The organism is Rugamonas aquatica, assembly GCF_009380215.1.
Taxonomy (GTDB): Bacteria; Pseudomonadota; Gammaproteobacteria; order Burkholderiales; family Burkholderiaceae_D; genus Rugamonas; species Rugamonas aquatica_B.
Genome location: NZ_WHUG01000004.1, coordinates 284,441 through 308,635 on the forward strand (window position 1 = coordinate 284,441; position 24,195 = coordinate 308,635).

General features: G+C 62.2%; 19 protein-coding genes and 2 tRNA genes. 18 read left to right on the forward strand and 3 right to left on the reverse strand.

Going from position 1 to position 24,195, the window contains the following annotated elements; all coding sequences use genetic code 11:
- Window positions 1–95: 95 nt before the first annotated feature.
- From GEV02_RS12520 to GEV02_RS12570, 12 genes are all read left to right on the forward strand, one after another.
- On the forward strand, window positions 96–3,074 hold the full coding sequence (locus tag GEV02_RS12520; protein ID WP_152838290.1) for a TonB-dependent receptor plug domain-containing protein: 2,979 nt from the start codon (window positions 96–98) through the stop codon (window positions 3,072–3,074).
- Window positions 3,075–3,105: 31 nt separating this feature from the next.
- Window positions 3,106–6,141, forward strand: coding sequence for a TonB-dependent receptor (locus GEV02_RS12525; RefSeq protein ID WP_152838291.1), 3,036 nt, complete (start codon window positions 3,106–3,108; stop codon window positions 6,139–6,141).
- A gap of 22 nt (window positions 6,142–6,163) precedes the next feature.
- The gene (locus GEV02_RS12530) at window positions 6,164–7,483 is read left to right on the forward strand and encodes a DUF3472 domain-containing protein (protein WP_152838292.1); all 1,320 of its coding nucleotides are present in this window, start codon (window positions 6,164–6,166) and stop codon (window positions 7,481–7,483) included.
- 21 nt (window positions 7,484–7,504) lie between these two features.
- The gene (locus GEV02_RS12535; protein ID WP_152838293.1) at window positions 7,505–8,857 is read left to right on the forward strand and encodes a Gfo/Idh/MocA family protein; all 1,353 of its coding nucleotides are present in this window, start codon (window positions 7,505–7,507) and stop codon (window positions 8,855–8,857) included.
- A gap of 54 nt (window positions 8,858–8,911) precedes the next feature.
- On the forward strand, window positions 8,912–9,835 hold the full coding sequence (locus GEV02_RS12540; protein ID WP_152838294.1) for a patatin-like phospholipase family protein: 924 nt from the start codon (window positions 8,912–8,914) through the stop codon (window positions 9,833–9,835).
- 56 nt (window positions 9,836–9,891) lie between these two features.
- Complete coding sequence (locus tag GEV02_RS12545) at window positions 9,892–10,302, forward strand: GlcG/HbpS family heme-binding protein (protein ID WP_008447352.1); 411 nt, start codon at window positions 9,892–9,894, stop codon at window positions 10,300–10,302.
- Window positions 10,303–10,438: 136 nt separating this feature from the next.
- Entirely contained in the window at window positions 10,439–10,744 is a 306-nt protein-coding gene (locus tag GEV02_RS32850) for a hypothetical protein (protein WP_174999077.1), read from the forward strand.
- Window positions 10,728–11,156, forward strand: coding sequence for a toxin-antitoxin system HicB family antitoxin (locus tag GEV02_RS12550; RefSeq protein ID WP_174999078.1), 429 nt, complete (start codon window positions 10,728–10,730; stop codon window positions 11,154–11,156). Before GEV02_RS32850 ends, GEV02_RS12550 begins: the two co-directional genes overlap by 17 nt.
- Before the next feature lie 225 nt (window positions 11,157–11,381).
- Window positions 11,382–12,545: a glutamine-hydrolyzing carbamoyl-phosphate synthase small subunit gene (gene carA, locus GEV02_RS12555; protein ID WP_070359116.1), complete on the forward strand. Its 1,164-nt coding sequence runs from the start codon at window positions 11,382–11,384 to the stop codon at window positions 12,543–12,545.
- A 1-nt stretch (window position 12,546) separates the two neighbouring features.
- Complete coding sequence (gene carB / locus GEV02_RS12560; protein ID WP_152838296.1) at window positions 12,547–15,777, forward strand: carbamoyl-phosphate synthase large subunit; 3,231 nt, start codon at window positions 12,547–12,549, stop codon at window positions 15,775–15,777.
- 113 nt (window positions 15,778–15,890) lie between these two features.
- Window positions 15,891–16,367, forward strand: coding sequence for a transcription elongation factor GreA (gene greA, locus GEV02_RS12565; protein WP_008447358.1), 477 nt, complete (start codon window positions 15,891–15,893; stop codon window positions 16,365–16,367).
- On the forward strand, window positions 16,367–16,849 hold the full coding sequence (locus GEV02_RS12570; protein ID WP_070269461.1) for a DUF4149 domain-containing protein: 483 nt from the start codon (window positions 16,367–16,369) through the stop codon (window positions 16,847–16,849). Before greA ends, GEV02_RS12570 begins: the two co-directional genes overlap by 1 nt.
- 62 nt (window positions 16,850–16,911) lie before the next feature.
- Here the strand turns inward: GEV02_RS12570 and GEV02_RS12575 are convergent, their stop codons facing one another.
- Window positions 16,912–17,382, reverse strand: a complete 471-nt coding sequence (locus tag GEV02_RS12575) for a YhbY family RNA-binding protein (protein WP_117009902.1) — start codon at window positions 17,380–17,382, stop codon at window positions 16,912–16,914.
- 43 nt (window positions 17,383–17,425) lie between these two features.
- On the opposite strand from GEV02_RS12575, the gene GEV02_RS12580 reads away from it, so the two are divergent.
- From GEV02_RS12580 to GEV02_RS12605, 6 genes are all read left to right on the forward strand, one after another.
- Window positions 17,426–18,127: an RlmE family RNA methyltransferase gene (locus tag GEV02_RS12580; protein ID WP_152807304.1), complete on the forward strand. Its 702-nt coding sequence runs from the start codon at window positions 17,426–17,428 to the stop codon at window positions 18,125–18,127.
- Window positions 18,128–18,337: 210 nt separating this feature from the next.
- On the forward strand, window positions 18,338–20,212 hold the full coding sequence (gene ftsH / locus GEV02_RS12585; protein WP_152838297.1) for an ATP-dependent zinc metalloprotease FtsH: 1,875 nt from the start codon (window positions 18,338–18,340) through the stop codon (window positions 20,210–20,212).
- A gap of 73 nt (window positions 20,213–20,285) precedes the next feature.
- A complete protein-coding gene (folP, locus tag GEV02_RS12590; RefSeq protein ID WP_152838298.1) occupies window positions 20,286–21,143 on the forward strand; it encodes a dihydropteroate synthase in 858 nt (285 codons plus the stop codon).
- Window positions 21,144–21,155: 12 nt separating this feature from the next.
- A complete protein-coding gene (gene glmM, locus GEV02_RS12595) occupies window positions 21,156–22,505 on the forward strand; it encodes a phosphoglucosamine mutase (RefSeq protein WP_070359118.1) in 1,350 nt (449 codons plus the stop codon).
- A gap of 71 nt (window positions 22,506–22,576) precedes the next feature.
- A tRNA-Pro gene (locus GEV02_RS12600) sits at window positions 22,577–22,653 on the forward strand.
- A 73-nt stretch (window positions 22,654–22,726) separates the two neighbouring features.
- Window positions 22,727–22,803 (forward strand) — tRNA-Arg (locus GEV02_RS12605).
- Window positions 22,804–22,884: 81 nt separating this feature from the next.
- On the opposite strand, the gene GEV02_RS12610 is transcribed toward GEV02_RS12605, so the two are convergent.
- On the reverse strand, window positions 22,885–23,955 hold the full coding sequence (locus GEV02_RS12610; RefSeq protein WP_174999079.1) for a site-specific integrase: 1,071 nt from the start codon (window positions 23,953–23,955) through the stop codon (window positions 22,885–22,887).
- The gene (locus GEV02_RS12615; protein WP_235922752.1) at window positions 23,948–24,175 is read right to left on the reverse strand and encodes a DUF4224 domain-containing protein; all 228 of its coding nucleotides are present in this window, start codon (window positions 24,173–24,175) and stop codon (window positions 23,948–23,950) included. Before GEV02_RS12615 ends, GEV02_RS12610 begins: the two co-directional genes overlap by 8 nt.
- Between the last annotated feature and the right edge of the window lie 20 nt (window positions 24,176–24,195).

Genomic DNA, 24,195 nt, shown 5'->3' on the forward strand with positions numbered 1-24,195 from the left:
CCTATCTAATGTTTCAAAAAAAGAGCCCCTCTCCGGACCGGGGAGGGACCCTTGCAGCCTCACGATAACAAACCACTGATAACAGGGAGACAATTATGCATATGAAAAAACTGGTGGCCGCGATGGTGGCGGTAGGTTTGGCTTCAACCGCGCTGGCCGCCGACGAGCAGGATGAGCAGGCGCAGAAGAGCGACAAGGACCAGAAGATCACACGGGTCGAAGTGACCGGCTCCAGCCTGAAACGCATCAACGCCGAGACGGCGTCGCCGGTGCAGGTGATCGACGCCAAGCAGATCGAGAACATGGGCGCGCGCACGCTGCTGCAAGTGCTGGACAACCTGCCTGCGGCACGTCCGTCGCAGCAGGACTTCCGCTCGATGTTCACCGGCTCCGACGGCGCATCGCAGGCCAATCTGCGCGGCTTGGGCGCGCAGGGCACGCTGGTGCTGCTGAACGGCCGACGCCTGTCGTTCTACGGTGCGCCGGCCGGCTTCCAGACCATGTTCGTCAATATCGACGCCATTCCCGCAGCCGCCATCGAGCGCATGGAGGTGCTGACCGACGGCGCCTCGGCGGTCTACGGCTCCGACGCGGTGGCCGGCGTCATCAACGTCATCACCAAGAAAAGTTATCAGGGGCTGGAAGCGCGCGGCAGCGCCGACTTTTCGTCCAACGTCAAATCCTACGGCGAGCGCCAGGGCAACGTCATCTACGGCCTGGGCGATTTGAACAGCGACGGCTGGAACGTCTACGGCTCGATCAACCTCTATCAGCGCGACCGCATTGCGCTGGAAGACACCTATCTGAAGCGCCCGGACTACTTCTACGTTAACAACCCGACCTTCGTTTCCGGCATGCGCATCGGCGTCGGCAGCGAGCCGGGTGTGGTCAATCCGGGCACGCTGTTCGTCTTCGACAAGGCCAACAACAACGCCCGCACCCAGCGCGCCGTCAACGGCTGCAACACCTCGATTACCGAGGCCTCGGGCACCCGCTGCGTGTGGAATACGCTGCCATACCAGCTCGACACCGGCCCGAAATCCGACCGCGCCACCGGCTACCTGAGCGGCCGCGTGAAACTGGGCGGCGACCTGGAAGGCTTTGCCGAAGCGGCCTACACCCATATCAAAATGCGTGGCGAGAACGGCCCGCGCAGCTTCAACAGCGGCGGCACCAGCAACTGGTTCGCCCGCAATACCGGCACCACGCTGAACACCTTCATCAATCCTTATCTCGGCCCGAACAACGTCTACCTGAAGGGCAAGCTGGATGCGGACATGGCGGCCAAGATGGGCGGCGCCGCAGGCCTGAACTACATCATGCTCGACGCGCCGGGCCACTTCGGCCAGACCAACGAGGATAACAACTACCGCGCGCTGGTCGGCCTGCGCGGCAGCATCGGCGGCGGCTGGGACTTCGAGACGGCGCTCAGCGTGGCGGGCAGCCATTCGACGCTGTACCAGACGATCAATATCAACACCGCCGGCTTCGCCAAGGCGTTCGGCCCGTTCACCACCGACGCCGCCACCGGCCGCACCTACATCGCCGACAACCCGGCCTACAAGTTCGGCGAAATCAGCGATTCCAATTCCGCGCTGCTGCGCGCCGCCTATCCGACCTTCGACATCCAGTCCTGGACCAAGCTGATTACCTGGGATGGCAAGGTCGAAGGCACCATCTTCAAACTGGGCGAACGCGAAGTGCGCGCCGCATTCGGCGTCAACCTGATGCGCGAGAGCTTCTACACGCCGGGCAATCCGGACGCGGCCAACGGCCTGATTACGCAGCAGGGCGGCTCCTGGTTCGACGGCCAGCGCAACGTCGCCGCCGTATTCGGCGAGGTGGTGATACCTGTCACCGACAAGCTGGAAGTGAACGCCGCCGCGCGCCTGGACAAGTACCCGAACTTCGCCGCCAACCTGGCGCCGAAACTGGGCGTGTTGTGGCGCGCGCGTCCTGAGGTGATGGTGCGCGGCACCTACTCCGAAGGCTTCCGCGCACCGAACCTGGCCGAATCGGGCAGCGGCGGCGTGTTCGCGCAGGTGGGCGGCATCCGCGACACCGTGCGCTGCGACGAAACCAATGCGATCGCCAAGGTGCTGATGAAATCCGTCTCGCCGGCCGAGGTGGAGCTGGGCAAGGGCCTGCTCAATTCGAACTGCTCGACCACGGTCGGCGGCCTGACGCCGCCTAATCCGTCGCTGCGTCCGGAGAAGGCCAAGATCTCGACCGCAGGCCTGGTGCTGCAACCGGCCAAGGATGTCAGCGTTTCGGTGGACTACTGGTTCGCCTACCGCCGCAATGAAATCGTGCGCCAGGACTTCAACGAGCTGTTCACCCAGCTGGTCGACAAATACGGCCCTGGCTTGTCCGGCACCAGCGCCGCGATCCGCAACCCGATCACCGACGGTGACCGCGGCAATATGGCGGCGGTGGCCAGCATGTGCGCCAACCCTGCCAATGCTGCGGCCTGCGCCGGCGGCGTGCCGAAGTACACGGTGGGTAATCTGGGTGGCTTGATTAACTCCTATTCGAACCGTGGCCGCACGCTGATCGACGGCGTCGATATCGATGCGCGCACCCGCTTCTCGCTGGGCGAATGGGGCAAGTTGAACACCGGCGTAGCGGCCACCATCCGTCGTCGCGAGACCTACAACTCCGAAGACGGCACCGGCTTCACCGGCAACGTCGTCGGCTTCTACGACTCGCCCCGCGTGCGTGCGACCCTCAATGCCGACTGGGCCTACCGCAACTTCATCACCAGCGTGTTCGTCAACTACACCGGCAAGACCAAATGGGCATACGGCCCTTGGGACAAGGACAACACGCCTGAGAAGTGCACCGCGGCTTCGGTGGCGCTGCCAGCTGACCTATGTGGCGGCGCGCCGTCGTACTACACGGTCAACCTGGGCTTGAACTGGAAACCGATGAAGAACCTGGACGTGGGCCTGAACATCAAGAACCTGCTGAACAAGCAGCCTACCTATGATCCTAACGGCTGGGAAGGTTACAACCACAGCCAGAACCTGTTTGGCCGCATGTACTCGTTCTCGGCCAGCTACAAGTTCTTCTGATCCGCGCTAAAACAACAACAGGAGGAGCAGCATGCAACACCAACGATTCAAGCCGCGCAACAGCGCCATCCGCCAGGCGACGGCAATACTCATCGCGCTGACGGTGGCCGGCAGCGGCGGCCAGGCCTGGGCGCAGTCCAACGCCACGGCTACCATCTTCGGCGAAGTGCAGTCGCCGGCCGGCGCCACCGTGGTGCTGGAAAACCTGGCCACCGGCGCGCAGCGTACGCTGACGCCGGATGCGTCGGGCCGCTACATCGCCAACTCGATGCCGCCGGGCCGCTATGCGGCACGCGTGGTGCGCGGCGGTACCGTGCAGGCCACGCAGGAAATTGAAGCGTTGGTGGGCGGTGGCGCGGAGGTCAACTTCGCCGCCGTCGATGCCGCCGCCACCGTTGTGGTGCGCGGCGCCCGCACGCTGATCGACGTCTCCAGCACCAACAACGGCGTCGTCTTCACCGCCAAGGAGCTGAAGGCGCTGCCGGTGGCGAACGACGTCGCCTCGGTCGTGCAGCTGACGCCGGGCGTGGCGCGCGGCACCAACTCGCAGTATGGCAGCGCGCCGCAGATCGGCGGTTCCGGCCAGTCGGAGAACGCGTTCTATGTGAACGGCTTCCCGATCACGAACATCCTGACCCAGGTCGGCGCGTCCGAGCTGCCGTTCGGCGCCATCTCCAACATGCAGGTGCTGACGGGCGGCTACGGCTCGGAGTTCGGCCGCTCCACCGGCGGCGTGGTCAACATCACCACCAAGAGCGGCGGTAACAAGTTCGAATTCGGCGGCAAGCTGTCGACCCTTCCGCGCGGCTTGAAGGGCACGACCGCCAATACCTACTTCCCCAACACGGGCGCCAATCCCAAGACCGATGGCAAGCTGCTGTACGCTAACCAGGACAACGGCAGCACCAGCAAGACCATCGGCCTGTATGGCAGCGGCCCGCTAATCAAGAACAAGCTGTTCGCCTTCGTCGCGCTGGAACGCACCAAGTCCGACAGCCAGTCGGTCGGCGCTTCCACCGAGACCAAGGCTTCAGACTTGCGTACCGGCTGGAACACCAGTAACACGGAAGTGAACCGCTACCTGGCCAAGATCGATTACAACCTGGCCGAAGACCATCACCTGGAATACACCAAGCTGTATGACCGCACCACCACGCGCAGCCAGGCCTACGGCTACAGCTACGCGACGCAGTCGAGCACCGGTGTGCCGGGCGGCAGCGGCGAAACCACCATCAACTGCTGCGGCGCGGCCTCCGCGCCAGGCGCCGACATCGATGTGCTGAAGTACACCGGCTACCTGACCGACAATCTGACCGTGACCGCCTTGTACGGCAAGTCGCGCACCATCCACCGCCGCTCGCCGGAAGGCTACGATCCATCGCTGCCGCAGATCTCCAGCACCACGGCGGTACAGGTGCCGGGCCTGAATTATCCCAGCCCGCAGACCGTCACCGGCAACCTGGTCGATCCGAATTCCGGCGACGAGCAAAAGGGCAAGCGGCTGGATGTCGAGTATCGCCTCGGCAGCCACTCGCTGCGCGCCGGTATCGACCGCATCGATGTCGATTCGCGCGTCGGTCTGGGCCTGGCCGGCGGCTATCGCTGGTCCTACCACAAGGATGCGCCCAACGCGCAGATCAATGGCGCCAACCAGACCTTGGCGCAGGGCGGCGGCTTCGGCACGCAGGGTTACTACGTCAGCCGCGACTTCTACAGCAACCTCGCGCATCCGACCAGCGAACAGTCGGCGCAGTACATCCAGGACCACTACCAGATCACCGACCGCGTGCTGCTGGACCTGGGCCTGCGCCGCGAACAGTTCACCAACTACACCAGCAACGGCGACGCCTTCATCTCGCAACGCAATATGATCGCGCCGCGCGTCAGCGCCAGCTGGGACTACAACGGTGACGGTTCGCTCAAGCTGTCCTTCAACGCCGGCCGCTATCACCTGCCGGTGCCGTCCAACCTGTCCAGCAATATGGCGGCGCCGTTCACGTCGACCAGCGAATTCTTCACCTACACCGGTGTCGATGCGACCACCGGCGCGCCGACCGGACTGCACGCGCTGGGCACCAAGCCTTATTCCGCCAACAACGCCTACGGCCAAAGCCGCGACGCGCGCGAAGTCACCGCCATCGGCCTGAAGCCGCTGTCGCAGGACGAATTCGCGTTCGGCCTGGAGAAAGCCTTCAACAAGAAACTGGTGGCCGGCGCCAGCTTCCTGTACCGCCGCCTGAACGACACCAACGACGACAGCTGCGACCAGCGTCCGATCGACGCCTGGGCCACCGCCAACAAGGTCGACACCAGCAATTGGGGCGGCTTCCAGTGCGCGATCATCAATCCGGGCCGCGACAACGCGCTGTGGATCGACTTCGCCGACGGCAAAGGCCTGCGCCGCGTCGACATCTCCGCGGCCCAGTGGGGCAACCCGAAACCGGAGCGCACCTACCGCGCGCTGAACCTGTTCGTCGAGCACCCGTTCAGCAATGGCTGGTACGGCAAGGTCACTTACACGCTGTCCGCGCTGAAGGGCAATATGGAAGGGCAGACCGATACCATCGGCGGCGGCGACGTTGGCCTGACCGTCAGCGACGACCACAAGGAGCTGATGTACAACGCCTATGGCTATCTGCCGGGCGATCACCGGCATGCGATCAAGGCGTATGGCTTCATGCAGGTGCTGCCGGAGCTGACCGTCGGCGGTAACCTGGCGTTGACTTCGGGCGCTCCGCGCAACTGCATCGGCAACCTGCCCGACAACCTGCGCTTTGCGAATGACTACAACTCGGCCTACTTCTACTGCAAGGGCGTGGCGACCCCGCGCGGCAGCCAGGGACGTTTGCCATGGCAGGCGCAGTTGGACCTGAACCTGGCCTACACGCCGCGCTACGCCAAGGGCCTGAGTCTGAAGGTCGATGTGTTCAACGTCTTCGACCGCCAGACCGCCACGCGCTACAACGAGACCTACAATGACGGCAGCGGCATCTCGCGCAACTACCTGCAAGTGGCGGGCCGCACGTCCCCGCGCTCGGTGCGTCTGACCGCCGAGTATGAGTTCTGATCTTCAACCTGAGGAGAGCACAATGAAACAACGACGTTTGTTCCTGTATTCCGCAGCATTGATGTTGAGCGCCTGCGGCGGCACGTCCGCCGACGGGCAGGGTACGCAAACCGCCGCCAAGGTGGTGATGGGCGGACCATCGGCCACCATTGCCGCCGCCCCTTCGAAGGCGGTGGCGCTGGCCGGCAACGCCTTCATCACCACCGCGCCCGCCGGCGCGGAGGAGGAGATCAATGACAATGGCCTGGCCAACTGGAGTAACCCGGGCACCATCACCAGCGCTTACTTCCGCATGGCCTCCGCCGGCCAGGTGACGCTGGGCCTGGACGCCCGGCTGGCCGGCAGCAACAACAGCACCATACGCGTCACCGTCAACGGCACGCCGTTCCTCGTCAAGCTGTCCGTCAATGGCGCCAGGACTTACCCGGTCGGCACCGTCAACGTCGCCGCGCCGGGTTATGTGAAGGTCGATCTGCAGGGCGTCAGCAAGGACGGCGGCTACTTCGGCGATGTCTCGGCGCTGCGCGTGACCACCAGCGCCACCATCAACTACGCCAACGATCCGGCCAACTACTACTGGTCGCGGCGCGGACCGTCGGTCCACATGGGCTACACCACGCCGGCCAACACCGAGTACTTCTACAACGAGGTGACGGTGCCGGCGGGGCAGGATCCGGAAGGCTCCTACTACATGGCCAACGGCTTCGGCCAGGGCTACTTCGGCATCCAGGTCAAGTCGCCGAGCGAGCGCTGGGTGCTGTTCTCGGTGTGGGATCCTGATGGCGGCGGCAAGACCACGCTGGTCAAAAAAGGCGCGGGCGTGGTGGACAACAGCTTCGGTGGCGAAGGCACCGGCGGCCAGTCCTACCTGAGCTACAACTGGATTACCGGGAACACCTACCGCTTCATCACCCGTGCGCGGCCGGACGGCGCCGGCGCCACCGACTACTCGGCGTGGTTCTACGCGCCGGAGCTGGGCGTGTGGCGCTTCATCGCCACCTGGAAGCGTCCCGCCACGACGACGTATTTGACCGGCGCCTACTCCTTCCTGGAGAACTTCATCGATACCCAAGGCTATACTGGCCGGCGTGTATCGTTCGGCAATCAGTGGGCGCGCAATGTGTCAGGCGCGTGGTCCGAGGTGACGAAGGCGCGCTTCACCGGCGATGCCACCGTGACCAACGTCCAGCGTATGGACTACGCCGGCGGCCTGGATAACGGCCAGTTCTACCTGCGTAACGGCGGCTTCTTCGGCGACTATGTGCCGGTGAACCAGAACTTCACCCGCGCCGCCACCGGCCAGCAACCGGCCGTGGATGTGACCACGCTGCCGCAGCAATAAAAGAATTTTTAAAGGAGCACCATGAAATCTGTTTTTAATCGACGAGACTTCCTGACCGCCGGCGCAGCGTTGGCCGGCAGCCTGATGATGCCGACCGCCTTTGCCGCCACCCGCGAGCGGGTACGCATCGGCATGATCGGCACCGGCATGCGCGGCCAGGTGCTGTTGCAGGAACTGCTGCGCCGCGATGACGTGGAAGTCGTCGCGCTGTGCGACATCGAACCCATCATGCTGGGCCGCGCGCTCAAGCAGGTGGAGAAGTCTGGCAAGGCCAAGCCGAAGACCTTCGGCGAGGACCGCGATCCGCAAGCCTACAAGCGCATGCTGGACGCCGGCACGCTGGACGGCGTCATCATCGCCACGCCGTGGGAATGGCATGCGCAGATGGCCATCGCCGCCATGCAGGCCAAGGTGCCCGTCGGTTGCGAGGTGGTGGCCGGCGTGACGCTGCAAGACCATTGGGATGTGCTCAACACGCAGCTGAAGACCGGCACGCCGTATATGCTGCTGGAGAATGTCTGCTTCCGCCGCGATGTGATGGCGGTGCTGCAGATGGTGCGTTCCGGTTTGTTCGGAGAGCTGATCCATCTGCAGGGCGGCTACCAGCATGACCTGCGCGCGGTGAAGTTCAACAGCGGCGATCCGGCCAAGCCGTATGGCGGCGGCGTGGAGTTCGGCGCCAAGGGCTGGTCGGAGGCCAAGTGGCGCACCGAGCATTCGGTGCAGCGCAACGGCGAGCTGTATCCTAGCCATGGCATCGGCCCGTGCGCGATGTACACCAACATCAACCGCGGCAACCGCTTCACGCGCATCAACAGCTTCGCCACCAAGGCGCGCGGCCTGCACGACTACATCGTCAAGCAGCCGGGCGGCGCGGCCAGCCCGAATGCGAAGACGCAGTTCAAACTGGGCGACGTAGTCACCACCACGCTGGCCTGCGAGAACGGCGAGACCATCCTGCTGCAGCACGACACCTCGCTGCCGCGCCCTTACTCGCTGGGCTTCCGCGTGCAGGGCACAGACGGCCTGTGGATGGACGTGAACAATTCCATCCACATCGAAGGCAAGAGCAAGCCGCACCAGTGGGAAGACTTCCAGGCCTACCAGGACAAGTACGACCATCCGCTGTGGCGCAAGCACGCCAAGGATGCGGAAGGCGCAGGCCATGGCGGCATGGACTTCTTCGTCATCCAGTCCTTCATCGAGGCGCTGAAGGCGAGGGCGCCGATGCCTATCGATATCTACGATGCGGTGACGTGGAGCGCCATCACGCCGCTGTCGGAGCAGTCGATCGCGCAGAACTTCCAGACGCTGGACTTCCCCGACTTCACGGCCGGGGCATGGAAGACGCGCAAGCCGATCTTCGCTTTGTAAGGTGGGGTACAATCTGCTGCGCCTAAACTCAGCACCAGCAGATTGAACCCCTACATGCCATCACGCCGCCTTTCCCTTATCGCCTTGACCATCTTCGCAGCCGCCGCAGTTGTCGGCTGCAAGACCAATCCATCGATCGAGACGCCTGCGACACCGCCGCTGGCGGTGCCGGAGCCTCTGCCTCCCAAGAAGATCAAGATCGGCCTGGCGCTGGGCGGCGGGGCGGCGCGCGGCTTTGCACACATCGGCGTCATCAAGGCGCTGGAGGCACAGGGCATTTACGCGGACATCGTGGTCGGCACCAGTGCCGGTTCGGTGGTCGGCGCGCTGTACGCGGCCGGGAATACCGGCTTCCAGTTGCAGAAGCTGGCGATGGACATGGACGAAGCGGCGATCTCCGACTGGGCTGTGCCGCTGTTCGGCAAGAGCTCCGGCGTGCTGAAAGGCGAGGCGCTGCAAACCTATGTGAACAAGGCGGTCAACAATCAGCCTATGGAAAAGCTGAAGATTCCGTTCGGCGCTGTGGCCTCGGATTTGAAGACCGGCCAGCCCATCCTGTTCCAGCGTGGGAATACGGGGATGGCGGTGCGGGCGTCGTCGTCGGTGCCCGGTGTGTTCCAGCCGGTGGTGATCAACAACCGTTCGTATGTGGATGGCGGCCTGGTGGCGCCGGTGCCGGTGCGCTTCGCGCGCGACATGGGCGCGGACTTCGTCATCGCCGTCAACATCTCGACCCAGGCCGATGTGCAGGCCACCGTCAGTTCGCTCGACGTCATCATGCAGACCTTCAGCATCATGGGGCAGCGCATCAACCAGTATGAGTTGAAGGATGCGGACGTGGTCATCGCGCCTAGCCTGGGCAAGATGGCGGGCAACGACTTCGCCGGCCGCAACCAGGCCATCCTGGCGGGCGAGCAGGCCGCCGCGCAGGTGATGGCGCAGATCAAACAGAAACTGGAAGCCAAGCGCAAGCCCTGACACAGGGACGGCCCCAGTCGCAGTACAATATCCGGTCCAATAATAAGGAAGAGCACATGCAAACCAAACCTTACCTGTCGCTTGCCGACATCAAGAAAATCGCTGCCGGCGCTGAAGCCGAGGCTGTGGCCAACAACTGGCCTGTCGTCATCGCCATCGTCGACGACGGCGGCCACCTGCTGTGGTTGCAGCGCCAGGACGGCGCCGCGCCGCTGTCGTCGCACATCGCTCCTGCCAAGGCACGCGTGTCGGCGCTGGGCCGCCGCGAATCGAAGATCTACGAAGACATGATCAACAACGGCCGCACCGCCTTCCTGAGCGCCCCGGCGCCGATGGCGGACGGCTTGCTGGAAGGCGGCGTGCCTATCATCGTTGACGGCCACGTCATCGGCGCCGTCGGCGTCTCGGGCGTCAAGTCGGCTGAGGATGTGCAAGTCGCCAAGGCCGGTATCGCCGCGCTGAACTAAGTTTTCGCCGCAAACGAACGCAGTACAAGAATGCCGCCTGGCGCAAAACCAGGCGGCATTTCCTATTGGAGAATCGTCGCAGCATGCAAACGGCATGTCTATAATGTGATATCGCCAGCGATATCGCTGCGATGCCATGACTCCGAAGCATTTGGCCAAGATTAAGAAGACCTTGCTGGCGATGCAGCGGAGTCCGCGCGGCCACAAATCGGCAGAATTTGACGGATTGGCCAGAGCACTCGGGAGGCAGCGGGACAATCGCGGTAAGGAGCCAACCTATATGCGGCGGCATGACCCCGAGTTGGCGCGGCCTTTGAGTATTCCTGCGCATGGTGTGGATGTGAAAGTGGGAGTGGCCGCCAGTATTATTCAAGCGTTGCTGGATGACGTGGCCCAATGGGAAGCGTATATGCGAGGAGAATGTGATGACGGGAAAAAATGACAACCAGGTTCGGGCGATTCTCGCGCGTCCTTATGTTCGAAGACTTTTGCCGGACGAGGCAGGGGGCTACACTGCCTACATCCATGAATTTCCCGGTTGTGTTGCAGAGGGCGATACCGCCAATGAGGCATTGTTTAATCTGGATAAGGTTGCCGCTTCATGGCTCGCTGTTTCTCTCGCACACGGACAGCCGATTGCCGAACCGATAGAGCCATTTGATTTCAGCGGCAAAGTTGCGCTCCGCATTCCGCGCAGCCTGCACAGGGATGTTGCGGAGTTGGCGCAATTGCAAGGGTGTAGCGTTAATCAACTATTGTCGGTCGCTATTTCTGAGTATGTGGGGCGGCAGGGCTTGCCACAGCTATCGGTTGGACCGCCGGCGCGGGCCAAATCCAATATTGTAAGTAAATAAACCGCTACTGCCGGCGGCATATTTTTGCCGCTATTTCGCTGACGGTCCATTGCCAAGTAGGGGAGATTTGGTTATAATTCAAAGGTTTAGCCAATCTCACCTCTACCGTAGCGACTACCACTCACTCCATCATCAATTGACCTTCCACCCTGGCCTGCGACGGCGGGGGATACACGACGGTCGTCTGACGTGGCGCAGCTACGGTAACTTTATCAGGAGTTGCCCTTGCCGCCATTTTTTTCTGGCCCTGCCGTTCCAGCCATACTGGCCCTTGCTGACGGAACTATTTTCAAAGGTTTTTCGATCGGCGCCGCCGGTCATACAACCGGCGAAGTGGTCTTTAATACGTCCATGACCGGCTATCAGGAAATCCTGACCGATCCTTCCTACAGCCGCCAGATCGTCACCCTGACGTATCCGCATATCGGCAATACCGGCGTCAATCCGGAAGACGTCGAATCCACCAAAGTCCACACGGCCGGTTTAATCATCCGTGACCTGCCGCTGATGGCGTCGAATTTCCGCTCCACCCAATCGCTGTCCGATTACCTGAAGGCCGAGAACATCGTCGGCATCGCCGGTATCGACACCCGCAAGCTGACCCGCATCCTGCGCGAGAAGGGCGCCCAGTCCGGCGCCATCCTGGTCGGCACGCAAGGCAACGAGCCGTCGGCGTCGCAAGCGCTGGACCTGGCCCGCTCCTTCCCCGGCATCGCCGGCATGGACCTGGCCAAGGTCGTCACCGTCAAGGCGGCCTACGACTTCACCGAAACCGAATGGACGCTGGGCGAAGGCTACGGCAAACTGGCCGATCCCAAGTTCCACGTGGTCGCCTACGACTTCGGCGTCAAGCGCAACATCCTGCGCATGCTGACCGCGCGCGGCTGCAAAGTCACCGTCGTGCCGGCGCAGACCACCGCCGACGAAGTGCTGGCGCTGAACCCGGACGGCGTATTCCTGTCGAACGGCCCAGGCGATCCTGAGCCGTGCGACTACGCGATCGCCGCCGCCAAGGTCTTCATGGCCAAGAAGCTGCCGCTGTTCGGCATCTGCCTCGGCCACCAGATCATGGGCCTGGCCTCGGGCGCGAAAACCCTGAAGATGAAATTCGGCCACCACGGCGCCAACCACCCGGTGCAGGACCTGGACAGCAAACAAGTGCTGATCACGTCCCAGAACCACGGCTTCGCCGTCGACCCGGACACCTTGCCGGCCAACTGCCGCGTAACCCACAAATCGCTGTTCGACGGTTCGCTGCAGGGCTTCGCCCGCACCGACACGCCGGCCTTCTGCTTCCAGGGCCACCCTGAAGCATCGCCCGGCCCGACTGACGTCGCTTACCTGTTTGACCGCTTCATCGGCATGATGGAAGCTACGGAGAAAAAATAAGATGCCAAAACGTTCTGACATTAAAAGTATTCTGATCATTGGCGCTGGCCCGATCATCATCGGCCAGGCTTGCGAGTTCGATTATTCCGGCGCACAGGCCTGCAAGGCCCTGCGCGAAGAGGGCTACAAAGTCATCCTGGTCAACAGCAATCCTGCGACCATCATGACCGACCCGGAAATGGCCGACGTCACCTACGTCGAGCCGATCACCTGGCAAGTCGTGGAGCGCATCATCGCCAAGGAAAAGCCGGACGCGATCCTGCCGACCATGGGCGGCCAGACCGCGCTGAACTGCGCGCTGGACCTGCATCGCCACGGCATTCTGGACAAGTACAAGGTCGAGCTGATCGGCGCCACGCCGGAAGCCATCGACAAGGCCGAAGACCGCTCCAAGTTCAAGGACGCGATGACCAAGATCGGCCTGGGTTCGGCCAAGTCGGGCGTCTCGCACACCATGGAAGAATCGTGGGCCGTGCAGCGCACGCTGGGCTTCCCGGTCATCATCCGTCCGTCGTTCACGATGGGCGGCACCGGCGGCGGCATCGCCTACAACGAAGAAGAATTCGAAACCATCTGCAAACGCGGCCTGGAAGCTTCGCCGACCTCCGAACTGCTGATCGAAGAATCGCTGATCGGCTGGAAAGAGTACGAGATGGAAGTGGTGCGCGACAAGGCGGACAACTGCATCATCATCTGCTCGATCGAAAACCTGGACCCGATGGGCGTGCACACGGGCGACTCGATCACCGTGGCGCCAGCGCAGACGCTGACCGACAAGGAATACCAGATCATGCGCAACGCCTCGCTGGCGGTGCTGCGTGAGATCGGCGTCGACACCGGCGGCTCCAACGTGCAGTTCTCGATCAACCCGGCCGACGGCCGCATGATCGTCATCGAAATGAATCCGCGCGTATCGCGTTCGTCGGCACTGGCGTCGAAAGCCACCGGCTTCCCGATCGCGAAGGTCGCTGCCAAGCTGGCCGTGGGCTTCACGCTGGACGAGCTGCGCAACGAGATCACCGGCGGCGCGACCCCGGCCTCGTTCGAACCGTCGATCGATTACGTCGTCACCAAGATCCCGCGCTTCACGTTCGAGAAATTCCCGACCGCCGACCACCACCTGACCACGCAAATGAAATCGGTCGGCGAAGTGATGGCGATCGGCCGCACCTTCCAAGAATCGTTCCAGAAAGCGCTGCGCGGCCTGGAAGTCGGCGTCGACGGCCTGAACGAAAAAACCAAGGACCGCGAGAAGATCGAAGAGGAACTGGGCGAGCCAGGTCCTGAGCGTATCTGGTACGTGGGCGACGCGTTCGCCCAGGGCTTCACGCTGGAAGAAGTGCACAACCTGACCAAGATCGATCCGTGGTTCCTGATCCAGATTAAAGAGATCGTGGACCTGGAACTGTGGATGGACACGCAGAAGCTGGACCAGATCGACAAGCCTACGCTGTACAAGCTGAAGCAAAAAGGCTTCTCGGATCGCCGCCTGGCCTTCCTGCTGCAGACCGATGCCAAGGCTGTGCGCGCCAAGCGCCATGAGCTGAACATCCGTCCCGTGTACAAGCGCGTGGACACCTGCGCCGCGGAGTTCTCGACCAACACCGCCTACATGTACTCGACCTACGATGAAGAGTGCGAGTCCTCTCCCACCGACAAGAAAAAGATCATGGTGCTGGGCGGTGGTCCTAACCGTATCGGCCAGGGTATCGAATTCGACTACTGCTGCGTACACGCGGCGCTGGCGATGCGCGAAGACGGCTATGAGACCATCATGGTCAACTGCAATCCAGAGACCGTGTCGACCGACTACGATACGTCGGATCGCCTGTACTTCGAATCGCTGACGCTGGAAGACGTGCTGGAAATCGTCGACCTGGAAAAACCGGTCGGCGTGATCGTTCAATACGGCGGCCAGACCCCGTTGAAACTGGCGCTGGACCTGGAAGCCAACGGCGTGCCTATCGTCGGCACCTCGCCGGACATGATCGACGCCGCCGAAGACCGCGAGCGTTTCCAGCAGATGCTGCACACGCTGGGCCTGCGCCAGCCGCCTAACCGCACCGCGCGCACCGAAGCCGACGCCCTGGCGCTGGCGCAGGAAATCGGCTATCCGCTGGTGGTCCGTCCTTCCTACGTACTGGGCGGCCGCGCGATGGAAATCGTCCACGAGCAGCGCGACCTGGAGCGCTACATGCGCGAAGCGGTCAAGGTATCGCACGATTCGCCGGTGCTGCTGGACCGCTTCCTGAACGACGCCATCGAGTGCGACGTCGACTGCATCTCCGACGGCGAAACCACCTTCATCGGCGGCGTGATGGAGCACATCGAGCAAGCCGGCGTGCACTCGGGCGACTCCGCCTGCTCGCTGCCGCCTTACTCGCTGGCGCAGGAAACCATCGATGAACTGAAGCGCCAGACTTCGCTGATGGCCAAGGGCCTGAACGTGGTCGGCCTGATGAACGTGCAGTTCGCGATCCAGAAGCAGGAACGCGACGGCGAATTGCGCGACGTGGTCTACGTGCTGGAAGTGAACCCACGCGCATCGCGCACCGTGCCGTTCGTGTCGAAGGCCACCGGCCTGCAACTGGCGAAGATCGCCGCGCGTTGCATGGTCGGCCAGACCTTGGCACAACAAGGTATCACCAAGGAAGTCGTGCCACCTTACTTCAGCGTCAAGGAAGCCGTGTTCCCGTTCGTGAAATTCCCTGGCGTCGACACCATCCTCGGACCTGAGATGAAATCGACCGGTGAAGTCATGGGCGTCGGCAAGACCTTCGGCGAAGCCTTCGTCAAGTCGCAGCTGGGCGCGGGCATCAAGCTGCCGAAATCGGGCAAGGTGTTCCTGTCGGTGAAATCGTCGGACAAGCCGCGCGCCGTGAAAGTGGCGCGCGACCTGGTGGACATCGGCTTCACGCTGGTGGCGACCAAGGGCACCGCTGCCGTCATCGCGGCGGCCGGCATTCCGGTCACGCCGGTGAACAAGGTGGTCGAAGGCCGTCCGCACGTAGTCGACATGATCAAGAACCACGAAATCGTCCTGGTCATCAACACGGTGGAAGAGAAGCGCAGCGCCATCACGGACTCGCGCCAGATCCGCACCTCGTCGCTGGCTTCGCGCGTGACAACCTACACCACCATCGCCGGCGCGGAAGCAGCGGTCGAAGGCATCCGTCATTTGGACGAGTTGCAAGTGTACGATTTACAAGGGCTGCATAAAACCTTACACTAAGGTTCTTTCGTCGCCTCGGTGACGGGAAACAGTACCTTTTAACCACAGAGCTCGCGCTGCAGGTTGGCGTGGCCTCTGTGGTTTTCCATTGTAACAACAGAGTAAATATAAACATGACTTCAGTTCCACTTACCAAGTTCGGCGCAGAACTCCTGAAAGAAGAGTTGCACCAGTTGAAGACCAAAGAACGCCGTATCGTGATCGACGCGATTGCTGAAGCGCGTTCGCATGGCGATCTGTCGGAAAACGCCGAGTACGATGCCGCCAAGGAGCGCCAGGCGTTCGTCGAAGGCCGCATCGCGGAACTGGAAGGTAAGCTGAGCGCAGCACAAATCATCGATCCGACCACGCTGGATGCCGATGGCCGCGTGGTGTTCGCGTCGACCGTGGACCTGGAAGACCTGGATTCGGGCGCGAAAGTGACCTACCAGATCGTCGGCCTGGATGAAGCGGACCTGAAACTGAGCAAGGTATCGGTGACCTCGCCGATCGCCCGCGCGCTGATCGGCAAGTCGGCCGGCGACGTGGTGGAAGTGCAGGCGCCGTCCGGCCCGCGCGAATACGAAATCCTGGAAGTGCGTTATATCTGATGCTGCTCGCGCGTACACGTTTGCTGGTCGCGACGCTGTGGGCGGGCAGTTTGTGGGCAGTCGGCTATCTGGCCGCGCCGACGCTGTTCGCCACGCTGAGCGACCGGGTGCTGGCCGGCACGATCGCCGCCAGCCTGTTCAAGAATCAAGCCTGGCTGTCGATCGCCTGCGCGCTGGTGATGCTGGTGCTGCTGTGGGTGAGCAAGGGCGCCGAGACGGGCGGCATCTTCGCCGGTTCGGCCGCGAACTCGGCCGCCAAGACGCGCCGCACGCTGCTGGTGGTGGTCATCGCCATGCTGGGGTGCACGCTGGTGTCGCACTTCGGCCTGCAACCGATGATGGCCGCGTTACGTGCCGCGGCGGGGCCGGGCGGTGTGATGGAAGGCGCTGCCAAGAATGAATTCGGCATGTTGCACGGCATTTCCAGCAGCATCTACCTGGTGCAGAGCTTGCTGGCCGCGTGGCTGGTGGTGAAACAGTAATACAGTAATACAGTAATAATAGTTTCGTCCTTTCCCAGGCGGGAAAGGACGATGCATCAGGCTTACTTCGAGCCCAGTGCGCTCTTCTTGGTCGACTTCTGCAGTGGCTTGGCGCGTTTGATATTGCCGCCTTGCGTCACGCGTTCATTTCCCTTGAGCAGTACCTTGGTCACAGACGGGCGTTTGGTGCCGCTTGGGCTAGGCTTGACGATGGTGACTTCGCGCAGGCCTTTGCCGGAGGTCGAACGGGCTTTTTCCGTTTCAACCTTGGGACGGTACAGCACCAGCAGCTTGCCGATGTGTTGCACGGGGGCCGCATCCAGCTTTTCGCAGATGGTGTCGTACATTTCGGCACGGGCTTCACGGTCATCGCCGAAGACGCGGACCTTGATCAGGCCGTGCGAGTCCAGGCCCAGCGAGATTTCCTTGAGGACGTTGGCTGTCAGGCCTGCCTCGCCGATCAGGACGATAGGCTTGAGACCATGCGCTTCGGCGCGCAGAGCGCTGCGCTCAACAGGTGTAAGTTTTTGCATAATATATTTTTAGTGGTTCCCTTAAAGGCAGTATTCTACGCGAATGAAGAAGAAGAAATTAAACAAAAACTGGTTACACGACCACATTAACGACCCTTACGTGAAATTAGCGCAAAAAGAGGGCTACCGCGCCCGCGCCGCTTTCAAGCTCAAGGAGATCGATGAGGACGAGAACCTGATCAAGCCCGGCCAGGTCATCGTCGACCTCGGCTGCACTCCCGGCAGCTGGGGGCAATACGCGCGTCGCAAGCTGGCCGGCAAGGAGGGCGGGGGCATCAACGGCACGCTGATCGGCCTCGATCTGCTGCCGATGGAGCCGATCGCCGACTTCCACTTCATCCAGGGCGATTTCCGCGAGCCCGAGGTGTTGCAGATGCTGGAGGACCATGTCAAAGGTCAAAAAGTTGACCTGGTGTTATCGGATATGGCGCCCAACCTGTCCGGCATTCCCGATTCCGACGCCGCGCGCATGGAGCATCTGATCGATTTGGCAATTGAATTCTCCCAGGCGCATTTGAAACCGACCGGCTCGCTGCTGGTTAAGTGTTTTAAAGACATGGGTTTTAACGATATCGTGCTCAAATTCCGCCGCGAATTCAAAACCGTGATCCAGAAAAAGCCCAAGGCCAGCCGCGACAAGTCGTCCGAGATTTTCCTGCTGGGGCGCGGCCTGAAAAACCCGACCGATGGCATGTTGTCGGCGCAACCGCTGGAATCTGATGAATTCCCCCTTGGACGCCCTTGATATTTGACGCTCGGGCCGCACATCGGCACGGTGAAGATCAGTTTTGACTTGATCGCACCGGTATTTTGGTCAAATAATGTGTTTTTTCGGCTGGAGTTTGGCCGCACGCGTAAGCGGGCTTCTGGCACCGCCTGCTTATTGCGAGTAAAATCGGGTTTCTAGCTATAGGTAAAAGATGCGCCCTGCATCCAAGGAGTTTTCGTGAATAACATGTTTTCCAAATCAGCCATCTGGGTAGTTGTCGTACTGCTCCTGCTCATGCTGTACAAGCAGTTCGATAGCCATGGCACCGCAGGTGGCAGCAAAACCATCGCTTATTCCGAGCTGCTGGATGAAGTCAAGGCCAAGCGGATCAAGGATGTGCTGATCGAGGGTACGGCCATCACCGCCACCCGCAGCGACGACACCAAGGTGCGCGCCACCGCCACCGGCCTCGATCGCGGCCTGGTCGGCGACCTGCGCGACAACGGCGTGCACTTCGACGTGCGTCCGCCGGAAGAGCCATCGTTCCTGCAGCAAGTGTTCGTTTCCTGGTTCCCGATGCTGTTGCTGATCGGCGTGTGGATTTTCTTCATGCGTCAGATGCAGGGCGGCGGCAAGGGCGGCGCGTTCTCCTTCGGCAAATCGAAGGCGCGCATGATGGACGAAACCAATAACACCGTCACCTTCGCCGACGTCGCCGGTTGCGACGAAGCGAAGGAAGAAGTCAACGAGATCGTCGACTTCCTCAAAGACCCTAGCAAATTCCAGAAACTGGGCGGCCGCATTCCACGCGGCGTGCTGATGGTCGGTCCTCCGGGCACGGGTAAAACCCTGCTGGCGCGCGCCATCGCCGGCGAAGCCAAGGTGCCGTTCTTCTCAATCTCCGGTTCGGACTTCGTCGAGATGTTCGTCGGCGTCGGCGCATCCCGTGTGCGCGACATGTTCGAGAACGCCAAGAAGCATTCGCCTTGCATCATCTTCATCGACGAGATCGACGCGGTCGGCCGTCATCGCGGCGCCGGCATGGGCGGTGGTAACGATGAACGCGAACAGACGCTGAATCAGCTGCTGGTGGAAATGGACGGCTTCGAAGCCTCGTCCGGCGTGATCGTGGTGGCTGCCACTAACCGCGCCGACGTGCTGGACAAGGCGCTGCTGCGTCCGGGCCGTTTCGACCGTCAAGTCTCGGTCGGCCTGCCGGACATCCGCGGCCGCGAACAGATCCTGAACGTGCACATGCGCAAAGTGCCTATCGGTACCGACGTCAAGGCCGACATCCTGGCCCGCGGCACGCCTGGCTTCTCGGGCGCCGACCTGGCCAACCTGGTCAACGAGGCTGCACTGTTCGCCGCGCGCCGCAGCAAGCGCCTGGTCGACATGATCGACTTCGAAGATGCCAAGGACAAGATCTTCATGGGCCCTGAGCGCAAGTCGATGATCATCCGCGAGGAAGAGCGTCGCAACACCGCTTACCACGAGTCCGGCCACGCCGTCGTCGCCAAGCTGCTGCCTAAGGCCGATCCGGTCCATAAAGTGACCATCATGCCGCGCGGCTGGGCACTGGGCCTGACCTGGCAGTTGCCTGAGCACGACAATATCTCGGGCTACAAGGACAAGATGCTGGAAGAGATTTCCATCCTGTTCGGCGGCCGTATCGCTGAAGAGATCTTCGTCGGCCAGATGTCGACCGGCGCCTCGAACGACTTCTCGCGCGCCACCAAGCTGGCCCGCTCGATGGTGACGCGCTTCGGCATGTCCGACAGCATGGGCGTGATGGTCTACGAAGACAGCCAGAACGACGGCTTCTTCGGCGGCGCATCGAAGACGATTTCCGAAGCGACCCAGCAAATGGTCGACGCCGAAATCCGCGCCATCCTGGATCAGCAATATCAACTGGCGCGCAAGCTGCTGGAAGAGAACCGCGACAAGGTCGAAGTGATGACCAAGGCGCTGCTGGAATGGGAAACCATCGATGCCGACCAGATCAACGACATCATGGCTGGCCTGGAACCGCGCGCGCCGAAAGCCGGCGTGACCATCCGCAAGCAGCCGCCTAGCGACGGCGGCTCGGGCGTATCGCCCAGCGTGACCGCACCAGCCTGATACGTGGCTGAGCAGTAGCATAGAGGGGTGGGGAGCAATCCTCGCCCTTTTTTTATTTTTCTTCCGGTTACGCATGCGATCTACATTACAGTTTGGCCGTTTCAACTATCCGTGGCGGGGCGATCGCGCCCGCGCCCGCGCCCGCGTGATGGGCATCCTCAACGTCACCCCCGATTCGTTTTCCGACGGCGGCCAGCACCAGTCGCTGGAGTTCGCCATCTCCCATGCAGAGCAGATGATCCTGGACGGCGTCGATATCATCGATGTCGGCGGCGAATCCAGCCGTCCCGGCGCGCCGCCGCTGCCGCTGGAGCAGGAGTTGCAGCGCGTGATGCCGGTGCTGTACGCGCTGCGCGATATCGGCCCGGCCATCTCGGTCGACACCTACAAGCCGCAGGTCATGCGCGAAGCCATCATCGCCGGTGTCGACATGATTAACGACATCAACGGCTTCCGCGCATCGGGCGCCATCGATGCGGTGCGCGACAGCGACTGCGGCTTGTGTATCATGCACATGCAAAACGATCCGCAGCGCATGCAGCTGGCGCCCAGTTACACGGACGTGGTGGCCGAAGTCATCGCCTTCCTGCGCGAGCGCATCGAAACGCTGACGGCGGCCGGTATTGATCCGCGTCGCCTGTGCATCGATCCGGGGTTTGGATTCGGCAAGACTGTGGAGCATAATTACGCCTTGTTGCAAGCCACCGGGCGATTGATCGCGGAACTGGATGTGCCGCTGCTGGCCGGCCTGTCGCGCAAAACGATGGTGGGTGCGGTGACCGGCAAACCCGTTGAGCAGCGCATGGCCGGCAGTGTCGGCGGTGCGCTGGCGGCGGTGGCGCAGGGCGCGCTGATCGTGCGTGTGCACGATGTGGCGGAAACCGTGGATGCGCTCAAGGTATGGCAGGCGGGAATTAACTTACAACGATAAAGAGAACACACAATGTCACGTAAATATTTTGGAACTGACGGCATCCGCGGTCTGGTGGGCGTCTCGCCAATTACGCCGGACTTCGTCATGCGTCTCGGCTATGCGGCCGGCAAGGTGCTGGCGGGTAGCCGCAGCGGCTCGGCCCGGCCCACCGTTTTGATCGGCAAGGACACCCGCATTTCCGGCTACATGCTGGAAGCGGCGCTGGAAGCGGGCTTCTCGGCCGCCGGCGTCGATGTCATGCTGGCCGGCCCGATGCCGACCCCGGCCATCGCCTACCTGACGCGCGCGCTGCGCCTGTCGGCCGGCGTGGTGATCTCGGCTTCGCACAACCCGTTCCAGGACAACGGCATCAAATTCTTCTCCGGCCAGGGCACCAAGCTGCCGGACTCGGTCGAGCTGGAAATCGAAGCCGCGCTGGACGAGCCGATGGCCTGCGTGGCCTCGGAAAAACTGGGCCGCGCCAAGCGTCTGGACGATGCCCAGGGCCGCTACATCGAATTCTGCAAGAGCACCTTCCCGAACGAACTGGACCTGCGCGGCCTGAAGCTGGTGGTCGATTGCGCCCACGGCGCGGCCTACAACATCGCGCCGCACGTGTTCCACGAACTGGGCGCTGAAGTCATCGCCATCGGCAACAAGCCGGACGGCTTCAACATCAACCTGGGCCACGGCGCCACCGCGCCGGACGCCATGGCGGCCGCCGTGCGCGCCCACGGCGCCGACCTCGGCATCGCGCTGGATGGCGACGCCGACCGCCTGATCATGTGCGACGCCAACGGCCGCCTGTACAACGGCGACGAGCTGCTGTACCTGATGGTCATGGATCGCCTGGCGACCGGTCCGGTGGCCGGCGCGGTCGGCACGCTGATGACCAATATGGCGGTCGAAGTGGCGCTGAAAGAGAAGGGCATCGGCTTCGCGCGCGCCAAGGTCGGCGACCGCTACGTGCTGGAAGTAATGAAGGACAAGGGCTGGCTGCTGGGCGGCGAGGGCTCCGGCCACCTGCTGTGCCTGGACAAGCACACCACCGGCGACGGCATCATCTCGGCGCTACAAGTGCTGTCGGCATTGAAGCGCGCCGGCAAGTCGCTGGAGCAGTGCGCCGGCGACCTGGTGATCTTCCCGCAGACGCTGGTCAATGTGCGCGTCTCGCCGGGCTTCGACTGGACCAAGAACGCCGCCATGGTGGCGGAAAAGGAACTGGTCGAGCGCGAACTGGGCGACAGCGGCCGCGTGCTGATCCGCGCTTCCGGCACGGAACCTTTGATACGCGTGATGGTCGAAGCACGTAACGCCGACGATGCGCAGTCGATGGCGCGCCGCATCGCCGACAAGGTGGAAGCGCAGCTGGCTGCGTAAAATTTCAGCAGTGTAATAAATCGCCTGCCTGTCATTGACGTAGGGAGGGGCAGGCGTTAGAATACTGTCTTCGGAGTGTGGCGCAGCCCGGTAGCGCACCTGGTTTGGGACCAGGGGGTCCAAGGTTCGAATCCTTGTACTCCGACCAAGAACTTTTAAAACGGGTTGTCGAGAGACAGCCCGTTTTTCATTTCCGTAACGTATTCTCGTTGCGAACATATCTGCCCATAGCTCAGTTGGATAGAGCATCAGCCTTCTAAGCTGAGGGTCGCAGGTTCGATTCCTGCTGGGCAGGCCAAAATACACATTAAAATCAACGGTTTGCATCAATTCCACAATGCCCAATTACTGAGCATTGTGTTATTCAAACTGAGTTGGGTTATTCGAACCCGATTTTCCCGGGCTGCACCCGCTCCGGCTTGCGGCGGTAGATGCGGTCGGTGACGCGACTGTCGACGTGCGAGAGTAGGGCTCGTGCGTGTTCCAGTGTCTCGGCGTCGCTGGCGCACTTCGCGCGCAGGTCGTGCTCGGTGAACCGCTCCGCCAGCTTCGTTTCCTTCATGATGCGTACCATGAAGCGCTGCCACATCGAGTCCCAACCGCTGACGGTTTCCTTCACCGGATGAATATAGCTTTTGCCCGCGCGTGTGCAGAACAGCAGGTGCTCGACCTTCGTCGACCGAACCGCGATAGCGGCATCCACAGCGGCGCGCAGATCATCGTTCCACTCGTAGATCGTCGACTTCCCTGTTTTTCCTGCCGTCTTGTGCCTTGTCACGTGGATGCCGTCCCCCTTGAATGCCTCGGTTGGGTTTAAGCGGAGCAGGTCGCTCCTGGCCAGGCCGGTGAGCAGTTTGATCCGGATGTAGGCCTGCATCATCAGCACGCTGCCTTGCTTGCGCTTGCTGGGCAGGGCAAGCACCTCGATCAGCTCCCAATCCTCCACGTAGCGCGTGCGTGACGCCTCGCCGTCTAGGCGCACCTCACCCTTGAAAGGGTGGCGATCTATCAGTCCCCATTCCACCGCCTTGGTGAACACATGCGACAGAGCATCGACAGCGCGGTGGGCCGCGATTCGCGTAGTCTTGCGTGACTCGACATACTGGTAGACGTTCTGCGGCCGGATCCAGTCCAGCGGCGCATCGCCGAAGACCGCCTTCAGATTACGCAGCGCACGGCGCCGCTCTACCTGGTGGCGCGGCGACTTCTTCGGTAGCTCCTCCAGCGAGTAGCGGTCGAGCAGCGCGCCGATCGTCTTGGCCGCGTCGACCACCTCCAGACGTTTGGCCCATTCCGCGTAGGCTTCCGGCAGGCTGGCACCCAAGCGGAACTTCCTCTTCCCGTCCCAACGGCTTTCCAGTCCGGCCGGCACCTGGTAGTAGTAGGCGCCGTGCGCGAACACCCAGCGCGCCGGCAGGCCGGCATTCTCCTTCAGTCGCTTCCTAGGCATTCGCCGCGCTCCAGTTTGGTACAAACTCTTTCTTACGGGCCGATGCGGCCGGCGCGCCACCGAGCTCGCGCTCGACGTGTGCGCGCAGCACCAGCAAGCCGCCATCGGCGCGGATTCGGTAGACGATGCCCAGGGCGTTCAGCATGCGGCGCTGCGCCACGCGCGTCTTGCGGTCTGTCATCTCGCGGAGCTCATCCGCATCGAGGAACATGTTGCTCATAAATTATTCTCCAGCGCCGG